Source organism: Acetobacter lovaniensis, from assembly GCF_014207635.1.
GTDB lineage: Bacteria > Pseudomonadota > Alphaproteobacteria > Acetobacterales > Acetobacteraceae > Acetobacter > Acetobacter lovaniensis.
Genome location: NZ_JACHIE010000003.1, coordinates 87,703 through 103,076 on the forward strand (window position 1 = coordinate 87,703; position 15,374 = coordinate 103,076).

Below are 15,374 nucleotides of genomic sequence, written 5' to 3' on the forward strand. Positions count from 1 at the left end.
TGGCGAAGCGATTGCCTGCCATCCTGCCTTTTTTCACATCAACACGCAAACACCGCCCGCTAGCGCGCATTGCCAGAAAGCAAAGCGGCATCACGCATAAGACCCGGCGCCGGACAGCGCAGCCTTACATGGAAGAGCGAATACGTGTCCGCCACCACACCCCGCCGCGCGCGCACCTGCTCTGGCAATACGTCCAGCACTTCAAAAAAACGGGTATCTGGCGGCCCCTGCCGCCGGTGGCTGAGAACGAGGTAGGCCTGCGCACCACAGGCTGGCCGGGGCAACGCAAACAGCGCCCAGCGCGGCTCAACCCCGGCAACCACGCGCTCCGGCGCATAGAATGCCAGTTCGGACGCCAGACCATACTCATCCGCAACCAGCGGAAAACCCTGCGGCACCTGCGCTGAGACAGCGCGCGCAAAAGCGGGCCACCCCCCGACCTGCCGCAAGGTGACATCCAGATGAGGGGACAGGCGGAGCGGCATAAACGCAGCCTGCACACACACGATCCCCGTAAGCCCCAGCCCCAGAAAACCTGCGATCTTCCACCATGGCCAAAGCACCCAAGCCGCCGCAAGCGCCACGGCGGGGTACAGCACGACTGGCCAGTTAGCCTGCACCCGCGCCCCCAGAGCATGCTGCACAAACACGGCCACGGGCAGCACGATCATACACAGCAGCAATACGGAAAAACTATCCCGCCGCCGCCAGAGCAACCAGACACCACCAGCAAAAAACAGAAAAATCAGCGGGCTTGCCAGCCCGGCCTGTCCACCCAGCAACTCGCCCATAAAGCCAAGGGCGCGTGCGGAATTCCAGTCTCCCAGCCGCCCGCCCTGCTTGAAGAAACTGACCCATCCATGCTGGGCGTTCCACCAGATTACCGGAATAACGCAGACAACCGCAACACAGGCCGCCCCAAAAGGCCACGGCGTCCGCAGCCATACCCGCCCCGCTCTGGTCGCAAACAGCCACACGGCAAGCCCGCCCAGAGGAAGCAGCATGGTATATTTACTCTCAAACCCCAGCCCGGCTGCCAGCCCTACAACCAGCCACATCCAGCGCTGCCGCCCCACACAGGCATGCACCAAACCCCAGAGCATCAGGGCCACAAACAGAAGCAGAGGTGCATCCGGGGTCATGACCAGAGCGCCAAGCCCGATGCTCAGAGTGCCATTCAGCAAAACGCCTGCACGAATGGCCCCAATACGGGCCTGCTCCGGCGTAAGCTGCGTGCGCAACCAGCAGGACGCGGCCTGAACAACCAGCACAGTGCCCAGACAGGCGGAAAGCGGGCCCATAAGGCGCACACCCAAAGGGGTATCCCCTGCCAGGAACATCCCCATACGTGCCCAAACGGCCACCATGGGAGGATGGTCCAGATACCCGCCCGCCGGAGCCAGAGCCCATATACGATAATAAGCCTCATCCGGCGCAAGCGGGATAAACGCCGCCAGCACAAGGCGGAGAGCGGTCACAAGACCCAGCCCCCACACCCAGTATCCGTACTGTGCCAGACCGCTGCGCAAGATTACCGGGTTCTCCAGACAATTGTAGAAGACATGGCATAATTCCAGACCACGGCCAGCACGGCCCCGGCCAGACTGGCCTCGTTCACCCTGTAACTTTGCGCATACATCAGATGCGCCACACCCACATCGGCCAGAGCCCCAACGGAACAGACCAGCATAAACAGGACCAGCCCCCACACACAGCGCCGACCGTGCAGACGCCGGTCCCGATAGGTGAAGTTATTATCCAGCGAAAAATTCACAACCATGGCGGCAATGGTGCCTATGGCCTGCGCGGTAGAAAAATGCACCCCGCACAGCCAGACCAGATGCATGACCCCCAGATTGGCAACTATACCCGCAAGCCCCACGGCGCAGAAAGCCACAAAGCGCAAAGGCACCAACCCGCGTGACACTTTTTCTACCAGAAGTGCGGCAAACTGGAGCATGACCACAGCATCCAGCTTACTCTCCCCCGCCACACGGGGTTTGAAGCCGCAGTCTATCTCACGCACAGTGAGTGGCTTTCTGGATGAGAGCAGCAGATCAAGCAGGATTTTAAACCCGGCTCCCGACAGGTGCGGCGCAATGGCCACAAAAGTATCCCGGCGCAAGGCAAAAAAGCCGCTCATGGGGTCTGTCAGCCTGACCGGTAAAAACCGCTGCGCCAGCCATATTCCACTATCCGACAAGGCATGCCGCCACGCATTGGCAAGCCCCGCATTGCTACCGCCCTCAACATGGCGGCTGCCGACGGCAATATCGCACGTACCGGCAGCTACGGCGTCTATCAGGGCGATCAGGCGGCTTTCATCATGCTGGAGGTCACCATCCATGACGGCCACGACCTGCGCGGAGGAGGACAGAACCCCTTCTATCACCGCGGAGGAAAGGCCCCTGCGGCCAATACGGCAGATGCCGCGCACATAGCTTTTGCGCCTTGCCTGAGCACATATTGTTTCTGTTGTGCCATCGGGTGAATTGTCATCGACAAAAATCACTTCCCAGCGGCGGCCCGCCATAACGGATTCCAGCATGGCAACAAGGGGCGCCACGTTGGCCGCCTCATTATAACACGGTACAATAATGCTGATTAGGGGACCACCTGCCATACCGCCCTCGGGCGCATCCGTGGCTGGCATTACTCCGCGGTTCCTTCCCGGGCGCCGGGCAACGGCACACCCTTGCGCTCCAGACTGGTGCGGATGGTCTGCAATGTCTGCACCCGAATAACGTGTGCGGCTTCGGTCAACTGCCGGGTCAGTGCGTTTTCATGCGCTGCGTCACGCGCGATCAGGCGGACCAGAAAATCCCCACCGCCGCGAATCATGTGGCATTCGCGCACTTCAGGCCATTCGGCAAGCTGGCGTTCAAAAGCGGAGAGCACGGTTTCTTTCTGGCTATCCAGACCGATCAGCGCAAAAAAGATGATTGGCCACCCAAGGGCCGTTGCATCCGGCTGGGCGTGATAACCACGGATAACACCTTCCTCCTCCAGCCGCCGGACACGGCGAAGGCAGGGAGGAGCGGAAATACCCACACGCCGCGCCAGTTCGACATTGGTCATGCGACCGTCATCCTGCAATTCGGCTACGATACGAAGATCAACAGCGTCCAGATCCGTCACCTTATCCGACCTATCCTGTGCAAGATGCCACTCCCATGAAGAGTGGGGAGTATATGCCATGCTCCCCGCCATGCCGCAAACTGATCTCTCAACACTTGCTCAACGCCAAGTCACCCGTCATATCCTTTTATCCAACACATTCTGGACCATGCTTGCGCGGCACAACTGCACCCGCACTTCTTGCTTTGGGGAATTCTTCTGGCATGACTGAGACCATCACAACCGATCTGCTTGTTATTGGCGCAGGCCCCGCAGGCTATACGGCGGCTATTTACGCTGCACGCGCCAACCTCTCCCCCGTTCTGGTGGCAGGACTGCAACCCGGCGGGCAATTAACCATTACAACGGATGTGGAAAACTACCCCGGCTTTGCCAAGGCCGTGCAGGGTCCGTGGCTGATGGAGCAGATGGCCGAACAGGCCCTTAATGTTGGCACCCGCATTGAATACGACATTATTACCGAGGTGGACTTCACCACGGGCTCTCCCTTCCGGCTGGTCGGGGATTCCGGCAGCGTCTACATAGCAAAGGCCATTATTGTTGCGACAGGTGCCCAGGCACGCTGGCTTGGCCTGCCGAACGAAAAACGCCTGCAGGGTGCTGGTGTTTCCGCCTGCGCCACATGTGATGGGTTTTTCTACCGGGGCAAAAAGGTGGCTGTGGTTGGCGGTGGCAATACCGCAGTGGAAGAAGCCCTGTACCTGACCCACCACGCAGCCCACGTGACCCTGATCCACCGCCGCGACTCCCTGCGGGCTGAAAAAATTCTTCAGGACCGGCTGTTCAGCCACCCCAAGATTTCGGTCATCTGGGATAGCGAAGTGGAAGATATTCTCTCCACCGGAACGCCAGAGGTGGTCAGCGCCGTACGCCTGCGCAACCTCAAGGACCAGAGCACAACCACGCTCGAAACCGACGGACTGTTCATTGCCATTGGCCATGCCCCCACGACCGGGATTTTCAAGGGCCAGCTCGCACTCGATACCGACGGATATATTCAGACCGTACCCGGAACGACCCGGACATCTGTTCCCGGCGTGTTTGCCGCAGGAGATGTACAGGACAAGATATACCGGCAGGCTGTCACAGCCGCGGGCACAGGCTGCATGGCAGCACTGGATGCGGAACGATATTTGGCAGAACTGCCCAAACCGTAACGCTGCCCATACCTTGACCACGTGCGGTAATTACTGCACGTAGTAGCTTCGAAAGCATGGCATTGTGCTTTTATAATTTCAGTCAATTTAGCAGGAGGCGTGCGTGGACTGGGACAAACTCCGGGTTTTCCATGCCGTAGCGGAAGCCGGTTCCTTTACCCACGCGGGGGATGTGCTTAACCTAAGCCAGTCTGCCGTATCCAGACAGATTTCTGCTCTGGAAGATGTTCTTCAGGTCCCCCTATTCCATCGCCATGCGCGTGGGTTGATCCTGACTGAGCAGGGGGAAACCTTGCATAAAACAGTGCGGGAGGTGTTCTCCAAACTGGAGATGACACAGACCCTGCTGACAGAGAGCAAGGAAAAAGCCGCAGGCCGCCTACGGGTTACAACCACAACAGGCTTTGGCAACTGCTGGCTTATGCCACGACTCCATAAGTTTATGGAAGCCAACCCCGAAATTGATATCTGCCTTATTCTGGAAGATAACGATCTGGACCTTGGCATGCGCGAAGCGGATGTGGCCGTGCGGATGCATGCCCCGCGCCAGCCGGACCTGATCCAGCGGCATCTGGCGGACTTCAGCCTGCCCATTTTTGCCGCATCGCAGTATATTGAACGCCACGGTGCGCCTTCTTCTCTGGAAGACATCAAGAATCACCAACTGGTTCTGTTTGGTGAACACCACCCCCCTGTTGCCCACATTAACTGGCTGGCAGAAGCCGGACAGACCAACAGCCACGCACGCCCTGCACGGCTGGAGGTCAACAGCATGGCTGCCATGGCCTCAGCCATTGCCGCAGGACTGGGCCTTGGCTCCATTCCGTCTTATGCCGCAAGCAAGTTTCCCGATCTGATACAGATTTTGCCTGAAATCACGACCCCGACGGTTGACGCCTATTTTGTCTATCCTGAGGAATTGCGCAGCTCCAAACGTGTTGCCGTATTCCGTGACTTTCTCATGAGCGAACTCGGCATTCGTTAAAACTGAAGGCACGACTTTTAAAATCCCGGCTTTTCCTTAATACGGAAGGCCGGGATTTTTTATTTCAAAATCAATAATGCCAACCAAAGCACTTCAGATATTCCAAAAATGCAGTCCTTTTTTGTGCTTGGAAAATACTAAATAGCTGAATTGTCGTTTTTTATCGCCTCTTCATTCTGGAAATACATCCGTTATCAAAAATATTATAATATCCTCAAGCAAGTTTCATAAAATACCAAGATAATCGTCAGAACAAGGACATACGGCAGCGCCTCCCTGTCCGCCTGTATAATTATTGAGTATTATTAAACAAAATATTACGGATAATTTATGCAAATTCCCTCAAATACTAAAAAAATCAACCGACCGTTCCAACGTTATATACCAATGCAGCCTTATTTTTGCTTTTTTGTATATTTGGTAGTTCACAAAGATTAAATAATTGGGTATGGTTCTTATTATTCACACTGAATTTTTAATTAGGCCTGTCATGAGTGAGATCCAGAACTATTCGCCTCTCCTAGATCTTGTAGCCGAGATCGTGTCTGCGCACGTCTCCAACAACCAGACGGACCCTGCCGTCATTCCGGTTTTGATCAAGGACGTTTTTCAGGCTCTCAAAACGGCTGACCAGCCGCAGAGCGAACCGGAAAAACTGCAGCCAGCCGTCCCCGTCAAACGGTCAGTCTTCCCTGACTACATCGTTTGCCTTGAAGATGGTAAAAAGCTGAAAATGCTCAAGCGCCATCTTCAGAGCGCGTATGGCATGTCCCCCGAACAGTACCGTGAACGCTGGAACCTTCCTGCGGATTACCCCATGGTTGCCCCCAACTATGCGGAACGCCGTTCCACTCTGGCGCGGGAAATCGGTCTTGGCCGTAAAATCCATGCTGCCGGGGATGAAGACGATACGTCTGGCCGTGCAAAGCGCGGCAAAAAGGCAACGACCGCCTAAGATAGGCACATATGCTACGGCGGTCCGGGCCTAAGCGTCCGACCGTCATGCATTTTTTATCTTGACGCTTGCCCATAGAGAACGGAATGCTTGTATGTGTCTGGCACAGATCTGGTCAGACCTTACTTCTCTACCCTAATCGGGAGGGGGCTCAATGACGCGGTCTGAACTTATTGCCATTCTCATAGAAAAAAACCCGCACTTGCAGCTCAGAGAGGCAACGCTGCTGGTCAATACGGTTTTTGGCGGCATTACAAGCAGTCTGGCAGCAGGTAACCGCGTTGAGTTGCGCGGGTTCGGTGCTTTTTCCGTCAAGGAAAGAGAGCCACGTCTGGGCCGCAACCCCAAGACCGGGGAACAGGTCAAGGTCAGCAAAAAGCTGGTACCTTTTTTCAAAACAGGTAAAGAGCTTCACCAACGCCTTAATAAGGCGGATGCAGGCTAACTCCTCCCCTCCCTATTCCTGTTCTGCGTTTTGATGCTGTGCCACGTAGTGGGCCGCTAGCCGCAAATCTTCTACAAAATGGGCATACTCGCGCTGTTTGCTGTCCTCATCGCGCAATCGTAGCAGATAGGACGGATGAACCGTCACCAGTCCCTGTGTCTGCTCTTCCAGCGGGAACAGGCGTGAACGGGTGCGAGAGATTGTAACGGGTTGTTGCAGCACACTCTGCGCGGCCGTTGCCCCCAGCATCACCAGTAACGCGGGGCGGACTAGCCGACGTTCCGCATCCAGCCACACATGGCAGGCAGCGACGTGCTCGGCTTCGGGCTTATGGTGCAGGCGGCGCGTTCCGTTCCAGGTGAAATGGAAATGCTTGACGGCGTTGGTCACATAAATCTGATCACGACGTAACCCGGCATCCTGCAAGGCGCGGTCCAGAAGCTGGCCCGCTGGCCCCACAAAAGGGCGCCCCTGAAGGTCTTCCTGATCCCCCGGCTGTTCCCCCACAAGCATAATGCGGGCATACTCCGGCCCTTCGCCAAAAACGGTACGGGATGCGGGCTGCCACAACGCGCAGGCCCGGCAGTCCATCGCACGGGCTGCCAGCGCGGCAAGGGTGGGGGCGGTGTCCACATCCTTACGCTGCGGGGGAAAAACGCTCAGGCCGTACCCCTGCCAGATGCCGGTGCCATCAGCCTGCCAGTGCACGGATTCGTCCTCAGCCACCGTATCCGTTCCCGCCGCAAAGCGTATGCCACCGGCCCATTCCATCCGCCGGTAAGGGGCTACAACCCGCCACGGCCGCACATTCCGTTCCATGCAGTAATGGGAATTGGCTTCCAGAATATAATGCTCTGGTACGCAATGCAGCACGTCCCCATCTCCGTGCGCCGTAAACGTGGAAAAAGCGTCGCGAAAGCGCAGCGTATCTGCCCTGACAGCAGCCGAGGCCTGCCGGAGCCACAGCAGGTCGGGGTCAGTCGTATCTGTTAATACCAGTCCGGCATACGCCAGACGGTAAACAATGCGATAAAGTGTCGCAAACCGTTCGGGATCATGCGCCTGTAATGCCTGGGCCAGCACACCCACAAACCGGCGGGAAAGGTTGAGGCCAGACGGAGCATCTGGCGGATTCTGCGCAGGCTCGGCAGACCAGACTGCGTCCTGCCCGGCTCCTGCCACCCGCCAGACTACGGATTCCGGTAATGCACCGGCGCGCACAAAATGGCTACTCGCCTTACGCCACGTTGCAAAATCGACCTGATGCGCAAGAACAACCTCTGGCATGCACCGCTCCCCTGCTTATCCCGCCTTGCGCCGTAGCCGCCCCCGTATGCGCACAACCACATCAGGCAGATTGATGACTCCCACCCCATGCAGGAGTGCTGCATAAAACATGACTCCACCCATAACCATACCAACCAGCCAGAGCGCTCTGGTTACAAAAACCGCTGGCAGAGAGACAAAACTTTCAAGCCCCAGCAGGCCCAGCCCCATAATCAGCGCCGCAACACCTACCCGCCCCATATGAGATAAGGTTGAACCGTACACGAGCAACGCATTTTTACGCAGCAGCAGCAGCACCAGAAAAGCAACATTCACGCAGGCAGTCACACTACTGGCCAGCGGCGGCCCCATATGTGCCAGAGGCTTCATAAACAGCAGGTTGAGAATAAAATTGAGCACAAGCACCCCAATCCCAACGTAAACGGGGGTGCGTGTATCGCCCCGTGCAAAAAATGCGGGGGATAGCACTTTAACCAGAATAAAAGCGGGTAACCCCACAGCATAAGCCCGCAGGGATTGGGCGGATAACAGCGCATCATGCTCGGTAAAAGACCCATGCCCGAACAGCACAATCATGATCGGGCCAGCCAGAACCAGCAGTCCGGCAACGGCAGGCAGGGTCAGCAGCACCACGTATTCAATCGAACGATTCTGGGCTGCATGCGCGCCCTGTACATCCCCAGCACTCAGATGCCTTGTGAGCACAGGCAGCAGCGTTGTTCCGGCTGCTGCCCCCAGCACACCAAGCGGCAACTGGTTGATCCGGTCTGCAAAATACATGAGCGACACACTACCTGCGGGCAGCAGGGTAGCAATAATGGTATCCACCGTTAAATTGATCTGGCCAACACCGCTCCCGATCAGCCCCGGCAGCATGCGGCGCAGCAAAAGGCGGATACGCGGCGTTAACATGGGCCATAGCGGCATAAGACCGAACTCGGCTTTTTCACACGCCCATGCCAGCAGGCCCAGTTGCACCACGCCAGAGGCCGTAACCCCCCATGCCGCAGCATAGGCAACACTGGGGAAAAAGGGAGACGCCCCAACAATGGCCAGAATACCCACCACGTTGAACGCCAGATAGGCAGCAGACGCCACACCAAAGCGGTGCAGGCCATTCAGCACCCCAGCCAGCAATGCCGCAGCACAGATCATGACCAGATAGGGAAACGTAATGCGGCTCAGGCTGAGCGCCAGAGCGTAGCGGTCTCCATTTTGCAGGAAACCCGGCGCTATCACGCGCAGCACCTGCGGCATGAACACTTCGCCCAGCACGCACAAAAACACCAGCCACGCCAGCATGACCCCGAGCGCACGGCGGGCAAACAGGCGTGCCTCATCCCGCCCATCCTGCACCATAACTTTCGAGAACATGGGCACGAAGGCTGCATTAAACGCGCCCTCCCCAAACAGACGGCGAAACATGTTGGGAAGGCGAAACGCAACCTGATAAGCATCCTGCAACGGCCCGGCCCCCATAAAGGCCGCCAGAAGCTGGTCGCGTATCAATCCAAGAATGCGGCTGAGCATGGTCCAGCCACCAACCGTCAGAAAACTTCTGAGCATGGGGTATCCGCTTCAATGTGCAGGCAGGCAGCGGAACACTAGAGATAAATTCAGAAAAAGATACTGCCAATCCACCCCATTCCGGACTGTGTGCATACTCCGTACTCCCTCGTGCGCTGTATTATTCACCCACAACACAGTATGCTGTGCGCAGCACGGAAAGAGCGCTCTGTATTCAGCGGAATTTTTGGAAAGACATCTCGCGCATGCCCAATACGCCTCCATCTTCGTTAGTGCCCGCTCACCAGCGTTGCGGCCTTATCAAGGCCAGCCAGCGCTCCAAGCGGGGACAGGAAATGGCACGCAGTCTGCTTGCGCTCTTTATTGTAGCCGTAGCCCTTTACACCATACAGGGTTTTCTGCCCGCTCTGGCCTGGGGTGGCGTGTTTGCCATTGCCACATGGCCCCTTTACAGCCGCGCATGCCGGATGTGGCCCAATGCAGCCCGCGGCACACTGTTACCGCTACTGTTTACGGTTGTTATGGCGCTGCTTTTTGTCATCCCGCTGACACTGATAACGCTTGAAGCTATTGGAGAGGCCCAGAGTGCGCTGGAATGGCTGGTTCATGCCCGTAAATTTGGTGTTCCCGTGCCAGATGTTATCCAGCGATTACCTGTGGGAGCCACAAGTATTGCGCATCTGTGGGAAACGCATCTGTCCAACCCGCGCGATCTTTCCGGCCTGCTGGGCGCTCTGGACAGCAAGGGGGTCATGGTCACGCGCGCTCTTGGCAGCCAGATAGCACACCGGGGCACCCTGTTCTGCTTTTCCATTCTCACCCTGTTTTTTCTGTACAAGGACGGAATTTCCGTCATTCGTCAGTGCCGTGTTGCATCCTGCCGGGCCTTTGGCCGCAGGGGGGAAAGCATAGCGCGCCAGATTGTTGCCTCCATCCATGGTTCCGTGCAGGGGCTTGTTCTGGTCGGGATTGGTGAAGGCATGCTGATGGGGCTTGTCTATCTCTTTGCCCAGGCACCACACCCTGCCCTGTTTGGGGTTATTACTGCCGTAGCAGCCATGATCCCTTTTTGCGCCATGATCGCGATTGGGCTGGTCTCGCTCCTGATCCTGATTTCAGGCGCATCCGTGGCTGCCATTGTCACATTCTGCATTGGAGCCACCGTTATTTTTGTGGCGGACCATTTTGTGCGCCCAACCCTGATTGGCGGCACAACAAAGCTCCCCTTCCTGTGGGTGCTGCTTGGTATTCTGGGTGGAGCAGAAATGTGGGGGTTGATCGGCCTGTTTATCGGACCTGCCGCAATGGCCGCACTCAATCTGATCTGGCGGCGTTGGGCATACGGAAACAATGCAGAAGTCTGAAAAGACTTTTGCATTTCCCCCCGAGGGTGGGGTTAATTAGCAATTTCATTTGAAAAAATATCGGGCAGGCGGGATTCGAACCCACGACCCCCAGTCCCCCAGACTGATGCGCTACCAGACTGCGCTACTGCCCGTTAAGTGTGAGTGGTGTTTAGCAATACCTTGCGGGGAGCACAACCCACTCTACCCGTTATTTTTATCTTTTTTTCAATCAGACCAAAATCTTGCGTCGGATGGCTTCCAACTCAACCAGCACATCGGCCAGATCCGAGCGCAGACGCACATTTTGTCCCATAAGCTGCACCAGCGCCTGTTCCAGCCCGGCTTCTACCGCTGCGGGCAGTTCGGCCACAACAGCCTCTACCTGCTGGTAGTCCGCAATCAATGCCACATCCTGTGTCTGCATCTCTTCCACCAGTTCGGCGTCAGCCATGCTGTTTCCGTCTGATGTCACAATGTCTACAGACTGCGGAACTGCGGCCATCTGTAGCACGGCCTTTTCCTGCAACAGACGTTGCACACCTTTTACGGTATAGCCCTGATTATAAAGCAGGTCCGCAATCCGGGTGAGCAGGACCACATCCTCCGGCCTGTAATACCGACGCCCGCCCCCTCTTTTCAAGGGACGGACCTGATGGAACTGTGTCTCCCACAGCCGCAGGGTGTGCTGGGGCACATGCAACTCGTCCGCCACTTCACTAATCGTGCGGAAAGCGTGAGGGCCTTTTTCACAGGAACCCGACTCCGAAACATCCATCTCGGCATCAGGCACGTCATGCGCGGATTCCCTATGGGGGACTGTGCCATCAATCGTCATGATCGACTCCCGGCTCTGCCTCCTCATGGTTGACTTCCGCCCTCAGCAACTGGCTGGAGCGGAACACCAGAACGGAGCGGGGAAGAATAGGCACTTCCTCCCCGGTTTTAGGGTTACGCCCGCAGCGCTGCCCCTTTTTTCGGACTGAGAACGTGCCAAAACCGCTGATTTTGACACTTTCGCCGCGTTCGAGCGCCTGCATGACTGTCTCCAGAACATCTTCTAGGAGCACAGACGACTCTTTACGAGACAACCCTACCTGCTGATAGATCTGCTCTATCAAAGATGCACGTGTGACAGTTTCCATGTGCAGAAAGGTAACACGCCTGTGCGGCGCGTCAATTCATTCACAATGATGTCACTTGTCTGTTATCGCCAGATCACAGACGCGCCAGCACCGAACCCCATGTCAGCCCACCCCCCAGTGCTTCCATCAGCACCAGTTCACCTTTTTGAATACGGCCATCCCGCACGGCTTCGTCCAGTGCCAGAGGAATGGAGGCGGCTGAGGTATTGGCGTGCCGGTCAACGGTCACAACTACGCGATCAGCTGGAAGGGCCAGCTTTTTGGCCACGCCTTCAATAATCCGGATATTGGCCTGATGGGGCACAAGCCAGTCCACATCCGCGTAGGTCAGCCCTTCGGCTTCCAGAGCTTCGTCCACGGAGGATGACAGTTTGGCCACGGCATGGCGGAACACATCACGCCCGTTCATTTTCAGATGCCCGGTTTTATCGGGTTGCCCCACCGCGCCGTCCACGTACAGCAGGTCGCCTGTTGTGCCATCGGAATGCAGATGGGTGGACAGAATACCGCGCGCATCGGATTCGCTCTCTGATGCAGACAGCACAACAGCCCCTGCGCCATCCCCGAACAGGACGCATGTGCCGCGGTCTTCCCAGTCCACAATACGGGAGTAAACCTCACTCCCGATCACCAGAGCCTTGCGCACCTGCCCGGAACGGATGAAGGAATCCGCGGTAGCCAGCGCAAAAACAAAGCCGGAGCAGGCTGCTGCAATATCAAAGCCAAACCCGCGGGTCATGCCCAGAGCGGCCTGAATCCGAACCGCCGTTGCGGGAAAAGCCTGATCCGGAGTGGATGTCGCGACCAGCACAACATCAATATCATCAGCGCTCAGGCCCGCATAATCCAGCGCCCTGCGAGCGGCTTCCGCCCCCATGCTGGTTGCGCTGTCATCGGGGCCAGCAATGTGGCGGCGGGTAATGCCGGTGCGGGTTCTGATCCAGTCATCCGAAGTGGCAAGCCGGGTCGCCAGCTCTTCGTTCGTGACAACTCTTTCTGGCAGAAATCCACCAAAACCTACCAGAAGCGAACGTTTCGCCATGACCGTTCTTTCATTATCCGCCAGCGCAGGCAGCTCGAAGGCTTGCACGCGCAATACATTCGTCCCGTTTGCTCAGGTCACCGGGAGGGCTGGTTCACATGCCTCCTCCGTCTGCGGGCGCATTAACAGCGCCCCCATATGAGAAAGACGCTCACGAATGCTTTCGTTAAAACCATGCGTGACCATATCCATGGCCACATCGACTGCGGCGGCAAAGCCCTCGGCATCTGTGCCGCCATGGGATTTTACCACCACACCATTCAGGCCCACAAAAACAGCGCCATTGTAACGGCGGGGGTCCAGCCACTCCTTCATCCGCTCCAGACCGGGGCGAACAAGCAGATAGCCAAGGCGGGAGATGATCCCACGCTGGAAAACACGGCGCAAAAGGGTGGTGGCCATTTTAAGCACACCCTCGCCGGTCTTAAGCGCAACATTTCCGGTAAACCCGTCAGTTACAACCACATCCGTGGTGCCTGCGGTAATATCATGCCCTTCCACAAAACCGTGGAACTGGGCAGCCAGAGGACTCTCACGCAGGGTTTCAGCCGCCACGCGCAGTTTTTCGTCCCCTTTGAGTTCTTCCGCGCCAATATTGAGCAGGCCAATGGTCGGTGCGGGCAGACCCAGAACAGATTTGGCAAAGGCTTCGCCCATAACGGCGAACTCGACCAGATTACGCCAGTCGCACGCAACATTGGCGCCAAGGTCAAGCATGACCACGTCGCCCTTGATGGTGGGACTGATGGCCGCCATGGCCGGGCGGGAAATACCCGGCAGGGTTTTGACCACAATCTTGGCCAGAGCCAGCATGGCACCACTGTTACCGGCGGACACAACCCCCTGGGCGCGTCCACTGGCCACGGCGTCCATGGCAAGCCGCATGGAGGACTGACGCATCCGCAGAGCGGATGTTGGCTTCATGTCCATAGAAACAGACACATCCGTATGCCACACCGTGCATATGGACGCAGCCTTGGGATACTTCGCCAGCAAAGGCAGCAGGCGCGCCTCATCCCCGATCAGCAGCACCTTGATATTGCGGTGCCGTTCGGCAGCAATGGCAAGCCCGGCAACAACCACTTCTGGAGCCCCATCGCCCCCCATTCCGTCCACGGCGAGGTTGAACACCTCGTTAGGGTCGGAAGGAAAACTTTCTGGAATCTCGGTCTTGCTCATGCCTGCTTCTCTGCCATGCCGCAGATGCCTTACCCCCATTACCCCGCGTGCTACGGATGCAGCACGCGTTTCCACGCCTGAAAAATCAGGCGCGAACGGCGACCTTGAGTGCCTTGCCTGCGGCAATCACTTCACGGCCATCGTAATGACCGCAATGACTGCAGACATTGTGAGGACGCTTCAGTTCGCCACAGTTGGAGCATTCAGCATGAGCTTCTGCACGCAGAGCTTCATGGCTGCGACGCATGCCACGACGTGAAGGCGAGGTTTTCTTTTTGGGTACAGCCATAAGCCCAGCCCCTTCTCATAAATAACGGTTAGAACAACACGCCCGGTCACGCGCTAACGCAGCCAGACGCCATAACAGGTTTATCACCAGCACTGAGCCGCGGCCTCTAGCAGACAGCAAGCGTTTTCGCAAGCAATCCTACAAGAAAACCCCACACCCACACTTGGGCAATTACGCGTTTCCACCCCGCCAGCGGGCCAGACCAGCAAACGGGCTGGCCTTTTTTTCCGGCTCTTCCTCAAGACCGCGCTGTTCCACCTCTTCCTCATCCATGATCAGGCCGGGAGGGAGAGCAACATCCGGCGCATGCGGATAAGGCTCGAGATCGAGCGCAAACTGCTCAACAACAGCCTCGCCCAGATCAACGTCCTGCCCCTCATACGGAATTTCATCAATCGCGTCCATATCCGGCGCGTCGCCTTCCACAAACTGGCTGGCCGGAACAAAGCGGACAACGAACGATCCCGCCATCATATCCTCAAACGCCTCCATGCTCACAACACAGGTCTGCGTGTAACGGACAGCCAGAGCCCCTTCGGCCGTCACAACACCACGCCCGTCATCCCTGAGCCGGTAGCGGCAGCGCAGCATGCTCACATCCTGCAGACCCAGACGTCTGGCTATCCGCTTACACTCGTCCGGCGTGGCCTCCACCGTCATGTCCGTTCCCAGCATTCCGATTCGGCGCACGGCCAGAGGGCGAGAGAATTCTGGCTTTTCGGTCATGGAAGTCTCCTGAAGTAACGCTGAAACAAGCAGGCGGGATGCGCTCGGGACAAAGCTTTCTGACCACCGCCTGAACAATCTACCACACAAGCGGAATTTTATGGAGTAATGTCCGGGCACGAGCGGCATAAAGCGTGCTCTTTTTGCCATTCAGCG

At 57.2% G+C, this 15,374-nt stretch carries 16 protein-coding genes and 1 tRNA gene; 5 read left to right on the forward strand and 12 right to left on the reverse strand.

The window, feature by feature from the left end; all coding sequences use genetic code 11:
- Positions 1-59 precede the first annotated feature (59 nt).
- From HNR55_RS05210 to HNR55_RS05220, 3 genes are read right to left on the reverse strand one after another with little or no spacing between them, the layout of a single operon-like run.
- Positions 60-1,529, reverse strand: coding sequence for an ArnT family glycosyltransferase (locus HNR55_RS05210; protein WP_194300209.1), 1,470 nt, complete (start codon positions 1,527-1,529; stop codon positions 60-62).
- A 2-nt stretch (positions 1,530-1,531) separates the two neighbouring features.
- Positions 1,532-2,653, reverse strand: a complete 1,122-nt coding sequence (locus tag HNR55_RS05215) for a glycosyltransferase (RefSeq protein WP_166112349.1) — start codon at positions 2,651-2,653, stop codon at positions 1,532-1,534.
- On the reverse strand, positions 2,653-3,198 hold the full coding sequence (locus tag HNR55_RS05220; RefSeq protein ID WP_166112352.1) for an Lrp/AsnC family transcriptional regulator: 546 nt from the start codon (positions 3,196-3,198) through the stop codon (positions 2,653-2,655). The genes HNR55_RS05215 and HNR55_RS05220 overlap by 1 nt, the downstream gene beginning before the upstream one ends.
- A gap of 143 nt (positions 3,199-3,341) precedes the next feature.
- On the opposite strand from HNR55_RS05220, the gene trxB reads away from it, so the two are divergent.
- The 4 genes from trxB (at position 3,342) to HNR55_RS05240 (ending at position 6,680) form a co-directional block, all read left to right on the forward strand.
- Positions 3,342-4,295 carry a thioredoxin-disulfide reductase gene (trxB, locus tag HNR55_RS05225; RefSeq protein ID WP_166112355.1) on the forward strand — a complete coding sequence of 318 codons (954 nt, stop codon included), beginning with the start codon at positions 3,342-3,344 and terminating at the stop codon, positions 4,293-4,295.
- 103 nt (positions 4,296-4,398) lie between these two features.
- Positions 4,399-5,280, forward strand: a complete 882-nt coding sequence (locus HNR55_RS05230; RefSeq protein ID WP_166112358.1) for a LysR family transcriptional regulator — start codon at positions 4,399-4,401, stop codon at positions 5,278-5,280.
- A 490-nt stretch (positions 5,281-5,770) separates the two neighbouring features.
- Positions 5,771-6,235, forward strand: coding sequence for a MucR family transcriptional regulator (locus tag HNR55_RS05235; protein ID WP_166112361.1), 465 nt, complete (start codon positions 5,771-5,773; stop codon positions 6,233-6,235).
- Positions 6,236-6,389: 154 nt separating this feature from the next.
- Positions 6,390-6,680, forward strand: a complete 291-nt coding sequence (locus HNR55_RS05240) for an integration host factor subunit beta (protein ID WP_086645467.1) — start codon at positions 6,390-6,392, stop codon at positions 6,678-6,680.
- Between the two features lie 12 nt (positions 6,681-6,692).
- On the opposite strand, the gene HNR55_RS05245 is transcribed toward HNR55_RS05240, so the two are convergent.
- Both HNR55_RS05245 and murJ read right to left on the reverse strand, forming a co-directional pair.
- Positions 6,693-7,967, reverse strand: coding sequence for a UdgX family uracil-DNA binding protein (locus HNR55_RS05245; protein WP_166112364.1), 1,275 nt, complete (start codon positions 7,965-7,967; stop codon positions 6,693-6,695).
- 15 nt (positions 7,968-7,982) lie between these two features.
- A complete protein-coding gene (murJ, locus tag HNR55_RS05250) occupies positions 7,983-9,533 on the reverse strand; it encodes a murein biosynthesis integral membrane protein MurJ (protein ID WP_166112367.1) in 1,551 nt (516 codons plus the stop codon).
- Between the two features lie 206 nt (positions 9,534-9,739).
- On the opposite strand from murJ, the gene HNR55_RS05255 reads away from it, so the two are divergent.
- The gene (locus HNR55_RS05255) at positions 9,740-10,858 is read left to right on the forward strand and encodes an AI-2E family transporter (RefSeq protein WP_166112370.1); all 1,119 of its coding nucleotides are present in this window, start codon (positions 9,740-9,742) and stop codon (positions 10,856-10,858) included.
- A 60-nt stretch (positions 10,859-10,918) separates the two neighbouring features.
- Here the strand turns inward: HNR55_RS05255 and HNR55_RS05260 are convergent.
- The 7 genes from HNR55_RS05260 to HNR55_RS05290 form a co-directional block, all read right to left on the reverse strand.
- Positions 10,919-10,992, reverse strand: a tRNA-Pro gene (locus tag HNR55_RS05260).
- 77 nt (positions 10,993-11,069) lie between these two features.
- A complete protein-coding gene (locus HNR55_RS17245; RefSeq protein WP_166112695.1) occupies positions 11,070-11,615 on the reverse strand; it encodes a MerR family transcriptional regulator in 546 nt (181 codons plus the stop codon).
- A gap of 49 nt (positions 11,616-11,664) precedes the next feature.
- The gene (locus HNR55_RS05270) at positions 11,665-12,018 is read right to left on the reverse strand and encodes an integration host factor subunit alpha (RefSeq protein WP_264813647.1); all 354 of its coding nucleotides are present in this window, start codon (positions 12,016-12,018) and stop codon (positions 11,665-11,667) included.
- 37 nt (positions 12,019-12,055) lie between these two features.
- The gene (locus HNR55_RS05275; protein ID WP_166112376.1) at positions 12,056-13,024 is read right to left on the reverse strand and encodes a beta-ketoacyl-ACP synthase III; all 969 of its coding nucleotides are present in this window, start codon (positions 13,022-13,024) and stop codon (positions 12,056-12,058) included.
- A 72-nt stretch (positions 13,025-13,096) separates the two neighbouring features.
- Complete coding sequence (gene plsX / locus HNR55_RS05280; RefSeq protein WP_166112378.1) at positions 13,097-14,203, reverse strand: phosphate acyltransferase PlsX; 1,107 nt, start codon at positions 14,201-14,203, stop codon at positions 13,097-13,099.
- Between the two features lie 85 nt (positions 14,204-14,288).
- On the reverse strand, positions 14,289-14,492 hold the full coding sequence (gene rpmF, locus HNR55_RS05285; protein WP_048852785.1) for a 50S ribosomal protein L32: 204 nt from the start codon (positions 14,490-14,492) through the stop codon (positions 14,289-14,291).
- 171 nt (positions 14,493-14,663) lie between these two features.
- Positions 14,664-15,218: a DUF177 domain-containing protein gene (locus HNR55_RS05290; protein WP_166112382.1), complete on the reverse strand. Its 555-nt coding sequence runs from the start codon at positions 15,216-15,218 to the stop codon at positions 14,664-14,666.
- Between the last annotated feature and the right edge of the window lie 156 nt (positions 15,219-15,374).